The sequence below is a fragment of the Arthrobacter sp. JCM 19049 genome, assembly GCF_001310435.1.
Genome location: NZ_BAXF01000310.1, coordinates 1 through 2606, shown reverse-complemented (window position 1 = coordinate 2606; position 2606 = coordinate 1). Strand labels below are relative to the sequence as shown.

The window sequence follows — 2606 nt, the reverse complement described above, 5'->3', positions numbered from 1 at the left end:
GCCCGCCGCCGCCGTGCGGGATGCAGAGGTCTTGTGCAGGTTCAGGTGCGAGACGTCGCCCCCGAACTGGCCCGGCTGGGCCAGGCCCACCAGGCGTTCATGTTCGCCCCGTCGATGTACACCTGGCCGCCGGCGGCGTGGACCTTGTCGCACACCTCGCGCACGTCGGTGTCGTACACCCCGTGGGTGGAGGTAGGTGATCATGATCGCGGCGAGCACGTCCTTGTTGGCCTCGATCTTCGCGTCCAGGTCGTTCGCGTCGATGGTGCCGTCGGCGGCGGTCTTGACCACCACCACCTTCATGCCGGCCAGCACCGCGGAGGCGGCGTTGGTGCCGTGCGCGGAGGCCGGGATCAGGCAGACGTTGCGCTGCGCCTCGCCACGGGAGGCGTGGTAGCCGCTGATGGCCAGCAGCCCGGCGTACTCGCCCTGCGATCCGGCGTTGGGCTGGATCGAAACCCCGGCGTACCCGGTGATCGCGGTCAGCCGCCCCTCCAGGTCGGCGATCAGCTCACGCCAGCCAATGGACTGCTCGGCCGGGACGAACGGGTGGATGCCGGCGAATTCGGGCCAGGTGATGGATTCCATCTCGGCGGCCGAGTTCAGCTTCATGGTGCACGAGCAGCGGGATCATGGTGCGGTCCAGCGCCAGGTCGCGGTCCGACAGGCGACGCAGGTAGCGCATCATCTGGGTTTCGGAGGTGATGGTGTTGAAGATCGGGTGGGTCAGGTAGTCGCTGGTGCGCACCATCGCCTCGGGGATCTCAAAGCCCTCGGGGGCGCTGAGCTGCACGCCGAACACCTCGGCCAGGGCGGCGATGTGCGCGCTGGTGGTGGTTTCGTCGGTGGAGACGCCCACCTGGGTGTCGCTGACCTTGCGCAGGTTGATCCCGGCCAGGAGGCCTGGGCCAGCACGGCGGAGGCGTCCTGCACGTTGACCACCACGGTGTCGAAGAACGAGTCGGCGGCCAGGGTGTAGCCCCGGCGATCAGCGAGCTGGCCAGCACCCGGGCGTGGTTGTGGGTGCGGCTGGCGATCTGCTTCAGCCCGGCCGGGCCGTGGTAGACCGCGTACATGGAGGCGCAGATGGCCAGCAGCGCCTGGGCGGTGCAGATGTTGGAGGTCGCCTTCTCGCGGCGGATGTGCTGTTCGCGGGTCTGCAGCGCCAGGCGGTAGGCCGGCAGCCCGGCGTCATCGGTGGACACCCCGACCAGGCGTCCGGGCATGGAACGCTCCATGCCCTTGCCCACGGCCATGTAGGCGGCGTGCGGGCCGCCGAAGAACAGCGGCACCCCGAAGCGCTGGGTGTTGCCCACCGCGATGTCAGCGCCCTGCTCCCCCGGAGGGGTGATCATGGTCAGCGCCAGCAGGTCGGCCACGACGGTGACCATCGCCCCGGCGTCCTTGGCGGCGGCGATGATCTGCTGGTGGTCCACGATCGCGCCGTCGTTGCCCGGCTGCTGCAGCACGATCCCGGAAATCTCGCCCTCGGGCAGCCCGGCGCCAGATCGGCGATCTCGATCTCGAAGCCAGCGCCTCGGCGCGGCCCTGCACGACCTTGATGGTCTGCGGGAAGAGGTTCGAATCCAGCACGGTCTTGCCGTTGGCCTTCTTCTTGTTGGCCCGGCGCATCATCAGCACCGCCTCGGCGGCGGCGGAGGACTCATCGAGCAGCGAGGCGTTGGCGATCGGCAGGCCGGTGAGGTCCATGACCATGGTCTGGAAGTTCAGCAGCGCCTCCAGGCGGCCCTGGGAGATTTCCGGCTGGTACGGGGTGTAGGCGGTGTACCAGGCCGGGTTTTCCACGATGTTGCGGCGGATCACCGGCGGGGTGATGGTGTCGTAGAAGCCCTGGCCGATCATCTGGGTCTTGAGCACGTTCTTCGACGCGATGCCACGCAGGGTGGCGAGCACCTCGGTCTCGCTCAGTGCGGCCGGCAGGTGCAGCGGCTCGCCCTGGCGGATGTCCGCGGGCACCGCGGTGTCGACCAGCTCATCCAGGCTGGAGTACCCCAGGGTCTCGAGCATGGTCTGGATGTCGGATTCACGTGGGCCGATGTGGCGCGAGACGAATTCGCTGCTCGTCGATGGCGAGGTCTGCGTGATGGTCATGGTGCAGGAAACTCCGTGGGATCTGTCAAGGCGCATGCCAATGGAAGGTCGTTTCCCTCCCCATCCCTGTTGTCATACCTGAGAGTTTTACGTAGCCGGCAAACGGATGCGACTACTTGCACCTTCGGTGAACCGGTCAAACCGGCTGCTTTCCAGAGTTGCCTCTTGATGGCGGTACGGTGGCCTGAGAGTTTCCCGGGGAGGAATTGCTCCTTCGGCGCCCTTCCGTGGCGTGGGAGGGTCTCTCCCGCCATCCGTCAGCGGCGTGGATCCCGGGGCCAGCCCCGGAACTCCTCGTTAAGGATAGCCGGTGCGTGGCGGAACCCACAACACCGGCTGTCAGCCGCGCGCCCGGCACAGATGCGCCCGGCGCGGGCAATGCCGCGGGCTACTGCCCGGTGCCCAGCGTGATGTAGTGCGGGTACTTGGCCTGCAGGGTGTCGCCCGAGGAAGTGCCGGTCAGCCGGCGTTTGATCCACGGGGCCAGGTGTTCG

1 pseudogene and 1 riboswitch are annotated in these 2606 nt (G+C 67.8%); the pseudogene reads right to left on the bottom strand.

The features are described from left to right. A pseudogene (gcvP, locus tag JCM19049_RS11405) lies at positions 1 to 2112 on the bottom strand (aminomethyl-transferring glycine dehydrogenase); the annotation flags it as partial. A 162-nt stretch (positions 2113 to 2274) separates the two neighbouring features. After that, positions 2275 to 2372: riboswitch (glycine riboswitch) on the bottom strand. Between the last annotated feature and the right edge of the window lie 234 nt (positions 2373 to 2606).